The following is a 4,890-nucleotide window of genomic DNA, read 5'->3' as shown; positions in this document are numbered from 1 at the left end:
CGAAAAAGTCATCGGTACACGCCACGAATACGCCCAGTTTGATGACTTGTTTTATGTTCGACAAATCAATACCAGCGCTTGATTTTATTTGACCAAGGATATTGAGCGCACAAATTTGCGCCGCTTTTTGTGCGTCTTCAACGCTAACATTGTCGCCCAAACGCCCTTTGCGTAGCCCTTCGCTGTCCATTGGTAATTGGCCAGAAATAAGCAGCAAATTGCCCGTACGTTGAATAGGGACGTAACTGGCAAGTGGTGCCACGGGGGCGGGCAATTGAAAGCCCAGTTCAATGATTTTTTCTTCCGGTGTCATGATGCAACCCTAGGTTTGTTTTGGTTTTGACGAATCTTTGTCGTCTTTATTTTCTTCCTTTTTGCCGCTCATTAGTTTGCCGCGCAAGACCGCTTTTTTGCCAAACCGATCACGTACTTTATCCATTGCCCGTTCGGCGGCGGCTTTTCGAGCGATCTTGGGGTCGATCAAATCTACGGGATCGTTTTCTGGCGCTTTGCAAAGGCCTGAAACACCAATGCCGATTAGCCTGAAACTGGTCATGCCGACTTCTTTTTCGAGCATTGATTGACCCGTTTCATAGATTGTGTAGGCCAATTGTGTAGGGGTCAGTAATTGGCGTTGTCGTGTACGCGTTGCAAAACCTGCGGTCTTTAGTTTGAGCGTCACAGTGTCACCTGCGATATTTTTCTTTTTTAGACGGCTGCTAACTTCTTCTGATAGCCGAAGCATCACTTTAGAAAGTTCTTCAAACTGATTTATATCTTTGAAGAAAGTGGTTTCGTTTGAAACAGATTTTACACCATGTGAGCGTTTCACCCTGCGTTTGTCTTCGCCGCGGGCAAGATAATATAAACGCCCGCCAATTTCGCCATATCGCCCGGCGAGTTCCTTGAGGTCCATTTCTTGTAATTGGCCGATACGGGTGATGCCATCACGTTCTAACCGCTCGCCGAATTTCTTGCCGATGCCGTATATGATGGTGACCGGTTTATCCGTCAAAAATGCGGTCGTTTCTTTTTCGCCAATCAGTGCCATACCCCTTGGTTTGTCGAGATCGGATGCAATTTTTGCCAAAAATTTGTTGTGGGAAAGCCCAATCGAAATCGACACGCCGACGTTTTTTTCAACCTCACGCGCCAGTTTTGCAAGGCTTTGCGCAGGGCTGGCATGGTGCAGTTTCTGTGTGCCTGAGAGATCAAGAAAGGCCTCGTCGATACTCAAGGGTTCCACTGAAGGTGTGAGTTTGTCGAATTCTTCGCGGATTTGTTTGCTGGCTTTTACATATTCGGCCATGCGCGGTTTGACAAAAACTGCTTGCGGGCAAAGTCGCTTTGCTTGAAAAGAAGGCATGGCGGAGCGGACGCCGCTCATTCGAGCGATGTAGCAGCAGGTGGACACGACGCCACGTTGGCTGCCGCCCACAATCACCGGTTTATCTCGTAGTTCGGGGTTGTCACGCTTTTCTACGGAGGCGAAAAACGAGTCGCAGTCCACATGGGCGATGGTGAGTGAGGCGAGTTCTGGGTGCGTTATCGTGCGGCGTGACATGCAGGCGGGGCATCGGGAGAACTCTTTCTCGATTTCTTGATGTCCACACTCCCTGCAAAGTGACGCCATTTTTGGTTTAGCCGCCCGGGTTGAGGTTGTAGTAGGCGCGCATAAATTGGTCAGTGCTGATGTGAGCATTGGCACAAACTGCAAGCATTGCTGGCTCGTTATGGGCGAAGAAATCCAGCAGCCCTGTCTTTATGTGTTCGGAATTGCCGGCGCGGAGTTCGTCGGGTGATGTTCCTGTCTCGCCAAGAAATTGACCCAGAAGTTCCGGTTCATTGATCAAATGAGCCAGGCAGGCATTTGCAATTTCGTCGACTAGTTGGTCTGATACTAAGCTCATCAAATATTGTTCCCATTACGTCTTTCGTAAGATTTTGAATGTTAAATCAATTGCATCATAAATTCGACAAGTCATGTGAACATTTGATCCGGGGAAATATGTCAAAAACGGTGATGATCGTTGAGGATAACGAACTCAACATGAAACTGTTCAACGATTTGTTGGAATCGCGGGGCTATCGCACGATACAAACACGAAATGGGCTTGAAGCGCTAGATATAGCAAAAGAGCATCATCCCGATTTGATCTTGATGGATATTCAACTGCCGGAAGTGTCTGGGCTGGTTGTGACGAAATGGATCAAAGAGAATGAAGAATTGGCCCACATTCCTGTGATTGCAGTCACCGCGTTCGCCATGAAAGGCGATGAAGAGCGAATTCTGGAAGGAGGATGTGAGGGCTACATTTCAAAGCCGATTTCACTGCCTCATTTCTTAGAGACAATCGCAAGTTTTATAGGGCCGGGCAAGCAAGCCGGCAAAGAGTAGGGCCTGTTCATGACGGCACGAGTATTGGTTGTTGATGATGTTCCAACAAACGTTAAACTGTTGGCTGCCAGACTTACGGCAGAGTATTTTGACGTTGTTGAGGCGAGCAATGGTGCAGACGCAATTGAGATTTGTCGTCGCGGCGATTGCGATTTGGTTCTTCTGGATGTGATGATGCCGGACATGGACGGGTTTGAAACCTGCCAACGGCTAAAGTCCGACCCAAGAACACAACATCTTCCAGTGGTGATGGTTACAGCGCTGGATCAACCTTCCGACAAAGTGCGTGGCCTTGAGGCCGGTGCTGATGACTTTTTGACAAAGCCAGTTGACGATATTCAACTCATGGCACGTGTGAAGAGTTTGGCTCGTCTGAAAGGGCTGACCGATGAATTGCGCGCTCGCGCCGTAACTGGGCAAGCGCTAGCAATTGAAGATATTGTTGATATGACGTCAGGGATAGAGCCAACCAACGGCAATATTTTGTTGATTGATTCTGACGCGCACAATGCAAAACGACTAATGGAGTCGTTGTCTCAAGATCATAATGTCACCCATTTGTCCGAACCTGAAGACGCGGCTTTTCAACTTGCTGACCAAGACTTTGAACTGGTTGTTGTGAGTATGGCGCTTGAGGGCATAGATCCGTTGCGGGTGTGTTCGCAAATTCGCACGCTGGAGAATACACGCGGCATTCCGATTATATTGGTGGCTGACGTGCCCGATAAGCCAAAAGTGGTGCGCGGGCTTGAACTTGGTGTCAATGACTTCATTTTACGCCCCATCGAGCGGAACGAACTGGCGGCCCGTGTGCGGACGCAATTGCGTAGGTACCGATATTCCAATGAGCTGCGTAAAAATCTATCGAGTACGGTGGCTATGGCTGTTATTGACGGTCTTACGGGGCTTTATAATCGTCGCTACTTTGATCGGCATATGTGTGTGCAATTGGACAAAGCCAAAGAGGGCGATCGCAACCTTGGGCTGATGATGCTCGATATCGACTTCTTTAAATCTGTGAATGACACACACGGTCATGCGGCAGGTGATGAGGTGCTCAAAGAATTTGCAGCACGGTTGCAGCGCAATATTCGCGGTGTGGATTTGGCTTGTCGGTATGGGGGTGAAGAGTTTGTGGTGATGATGCCGGATACTGATTTGGTTCATGCCAAAAACATCGCCGAGCGCATACGTCATGCCGTTGCCAGTGAGCCGTTTGACACAGGCATTACAATGCCGCTCAATATCACCGTAAGCGTTGGTATTTCGATCAATGAATTGCAGGATGATACACCGGAGCAGATGCTCAAGCGTGCTGACATCGCCCTATATCGGGCAAAACGGGAAGGGCGCAACCGTATCGTTTACGATGCGGCATAGGGCGCTTAACAACCCCATTTCCATAGATGTTTAACTATCAAGGTTAGCGCTTAAGATTAAGCGGTAATCTTAATGGTGTGTGTTAAGGTTAAGTCTTTAACATGTATGGCGAAATCCGCCTATGTGAAGGCGCATTTGGTTGGAAAAAGAACGTGGTGGGTGTAGGTAAGATGGTAAGCGGTTCGTTAAGAACCCACCTATTCCTACGGAGTTTTCTCAGGTCCGCCGCAACTTCCTGGGTCCGTAGGTCGGGCGTGTTCAACCTGGCGTTAGAGTGGCCTCTTCTTGCTGGGTTGAACTGCCCACTAAAAAACCCCGCCTTGTGGCGGGGTTTTGATTTTTTCGCACATCAATAGATTTCAAAAAGAAACCTTACTTGATTTTGGATTCTTTGAACTCAACGTGCTTGCGCACAACAGGGTCATACTTTTTCAGTGTGAGCTTTTCTGTCAGTGTGCGCGAATTCTTCTTGGCTACGTAGAAGAAGCCTGTGTCAGCTGTTGAAACCAGCTTGATCTTGACGGTGTTTGACTTGGCCATGCCTGCAATCCCAAATTAAAAGGCCACGCGAATTATACGCGCGGCACAAAATCGATATCGGGCGCAAACTAGGCATTTAGCGCGAAAAGTCAAGCACCCGATTGATGTTTTGTTAAACGGTTTAATTCAAAAATCAGTATTCTTGCTGAAGTTTGGATTGAAGCCCGCCATATATTTTGCCCATTGCAGCCCGATGACCATTCCCTTCACCGGCCGTAACAAGAGTAGTGCAGAAAATAATGCAGTGGGCAGCGACCAATAGAGATGAATCAGGGGGTCAATTTCGTAATTCATTTCCAAGTGCAACATGATGCCAACAATTATATGACCAACGATTGCCATGGTGATATAGGGCGGCGCGTCGTCTGCGCGGTGATGGTACAAGTCCTCGCCACAGTTTGCGCAGCTGTCTTGCACCTTTAAATAGCCTTGAAAGAGGTGACCTTTGCCGCATTTGGGGCACCGCCCCAATATGCCGTTCTTAATCGCAACCCAAACATCGCGTTTGGGCTTTGCAATCGCGTTCAATTCAATACTCACTCAGCATTCCCTATCTTTTGTTTCGGCGCCCG

7 protein-coding genes are annotated in these 4,890 nt (G+C 48.4%); 2 read left to right on the top strand and 5 right to left on the bottom strand.

The annotated features are described in order from the left end of the window. The 3 genes from ACJAZW_RS15100 to ACJAZW_RS15090 all read right to left on the bottom strand — a co-directional run. The coding region (locus ACJAZW_RS15100) for a RidA family protein (RefSeq protein ID WP_415159583.1) at positions 1-313 on the bottom strand (313 nt) is incomplete at its 3' end. A 9-nt stretch (positions 314-322) separates the two neighbouring features. After that, positions 323-1,633, bottom strand: coding sequence for a DNA polymerase IV (locus tag ACJAZW_RS15095; RefSeq protein ID WP_415159581.1), 1,311 nt, complete (start codon positions 1,631-1,633; stop codon positions 323-325). Positions 1,634-1,640: 7 nt separating this feature from the next. After that, positions 1,641-1,910 carry a DUF3572 family protein gene (locus tag ACJAZW_RS15090; RefSeq protein WP_415159579.1) on the bottom strand — a complete coding sequence of 90 codons (270 nt, stop codon included), beginning with the start codon at positions 1,908-1,910 and terminating at the stop codon, positions 1,641-1,643. A gap of 98 nt (positions 1,911-2,008) precedes the next feature. On the opposite strand from ACJAZW_RS15090, the gene ACJAZW_RS15085 reads away from it, so the two are divergent. Both ACJAZW_RS15085 and ACJAZW_RS15080 read left to right on the top strand, forming a co-directional pair. Beyond that, the gene (locus ACJAZW_RS15085; RefSeq protein ID WP_415159577.1) at positions 2,009-2,398 is read left to right on the top strand and encodes a response regulator; all 390 of its coding nucleotides are present in this window, start codon (positions 2,009-2,011) and stop codon (positions 2,396-2,398) included. Between the two features lie 9 nt (positions 2,399-2,407). Beyond that, a complete protein-coding gene (locus ACJAZW_RS15080; RefSeq protein WP_415159575.1) occupies positions 2,408-3,778 on the top strand; it encodes a PleD family two-component system response regulator in 1,371 nt (456 codons plus the stop codon). Positions 3,779-4,150: 372 nt separating this feature from the next. Here ACJAZW_RS15080 and rpmG read toward each other — a convergent pair whose 3' ends face one another. Both rpmG and ACJAZW_RS15070 read right to left on the bottom strand, forming a co-directional pair. After that, entirely contained in the window at positions 4,151-4,318 is a 168-nt protein-coding gene (gene rpmG / locus ACJAZW_RS15075) for a 50S ribosomal protein L33 (RefSeq protein ID WP_415159573.1), read from the bottom strand. Positions 4,319-4,444: 126 nt separating this feature from the next. Continuing rightward, on the bottom strand, positions 4,445-4,858 hold the full coding sequence (locus tag ACJAZW_RS15070) for a DUF983 domain-containing protein (protein ID WP_415159571.1): 414 nt from the start codon (positions 4,856-4,858) through the stop codon (positions 4,445-4,447). Between the last annotated feature and the right edge of the window lie 32 nt (positions 4,859-4,890).

It is taken from the genome of Maritalea sp., from assembly GCF_047634455.1.
Classification (GTDB): domain Bacteria; phylum Pseudomonadota; class Alphaproteobacteria; order Rhizobiales; family Devosiaceae; genus Maritalea.
Note: the sequence above shows the minus strand (reverse complement) of the source record. Positions and strands in the feature narration are given on the sequence as shown.